Origin of the sequence: Limnomicrobium aquaticum (assembly GCF_040545545.1) — a bacterium.
GTDB classification, from domain to species: Bacteria; Pseudomonadota; Alphaproteobacteria; order Rhizobiales; family Rhizobiaceae; genus Ensifer_A; species Ensifer_A aquaticum.
Genome location: NZ_JBEPMB010000029.1, coordinates 1 through 1,442, shown reverse-complemented (window position 1 = coordinate 1,442; position 1,442 = coordinate 1). Strand labels below are relative to the sequence as shown.

Below are 1,442 nucleotides of genomic sequence, written 5' to 3'. Positions count from 1 at the left end.
ATCTGACCCGTGCCGAGTGCTGCCACCTGGCCCGTCGTCATCGCCGCAATCTGCGTCGTCGTCAGACCCGCAAGATTGGCGGTGACCAGCGACCCGATATTGGCTGTCGGAATGCCCGCAATCGACTTCGCGCTGATTGCCCCGAGCTGGCTCGAAGACATCTGCACCACGTTGGCACCCAGGGCCGCAACCTGGCTCGACGACAGTGCGCCGATCTGTCCGTTGGTCAGTCCGGCGATCTGCCCCGATACCAGCGCACCGACCTGCGACGTCGTCAGACCCGAAATCGAGCTCGTCTTGATCGCACCCAGAACCGAATTGCCCAGCAGCGCGACGTTGGCGTTCGAAAGACCCGCAACCTGCGTGGCGCTCAAGGCACCAATCTGCGTCGAGGTCACCGAACCGATCTGCCCCGTCGTCAGCGCATTCACCTGTGCCGAGGTCAGGCCGGTCATCTGGCCCGTCGTCAGGATGCTCAGCTGCGCCGTGCCAAGAGCAGCGAGGTTCGTCGTCGAAATCCCCGAAATCGCCTTGGAACTGATCGCGGCGATGTTCGTCGAAAGCGCAGTCAGATCGCCCCCGGTCAGCGCCGCAACCTGCGTGGAGCTCAGTGCACCCACCGCCCCCGTCGTGACGACCGCAACCTGAGCCGTGCCCAATCCACCGATCTGCGTGCTCGTAAGCCCGACGACAGCGCTCGAGGTGAGCGATGCGATGCCGGTGCTGATAGCCGTCAGCTGACCGGCCGACAGAACGCCGACCTGCGACGAGTTAAGCGCGCCAAGCTGCGTGGAGGTCAACCCGGCAATCTGACCCGTGCCGAGTGCTGCCACCTGGCCCGTCGTCATCGCCGCAATCTGCGTCGTCGTCAGACCCGCAAGATTGGCGGTGACCAGCGACCCGATATTGGCTGTCGGAATGCCCGCAATCGACTTCGCGCTGATTGCCCCGAGCTGGCTCGAAGACATCTGCACCACGTTGGCACCCAGGGCTGCAACCTGGCTCGACGACAGTGCGCCGATCTGTCCGTTGGTCAACCCGGCGATCTGCCCCGATACCAGCGCACCGACCTGCGACGTCGTCAGACCCGAAATCGAGCTCGTCTTGATCGCACCCAGAACCGAATTGCCCAGCAGCGCGACGTTGGCGTTCGAAAGACCCGCAACCTGCGTGGCGCTCAAGGCACCAATCTGCGTCGAGGTCACCGAACCGATCTGCCCCGTCGTCAGCGCATTCACCTGTGCCGAGGTCAGGCCGGTCATCTGGCCCGTCGTCAGGATGCTCAGCTGCGCCGTGCCAAGAGCAGCGAGGTTCGTCGTCGAAATCCCCGAAATCGCCTTGGAACTGATCGCGGCGATGTTCGTCGAAAGCGCAGTCAGATCGCCCCCGGTCAATGCAGCAACCTGCGTGGAGTTCAGAGCACCCACGACACCCGTCGAAAG

Annotated in this window: 1 protein-coding gene; it reads right to left on the bottom strand. The window is 63.9% G+C overall.

Annotation, left to right across the window (positions count from 1 at the left end; genetic code table 11):
* Nucleotides 1-1,442: beta strand repeat-containing protein (locus ABID16_RS23610; RefSeq protein ID WP_435532472.1), on the bottom strand; the 1,442-nt coding region annotated here is incomplete at both ends.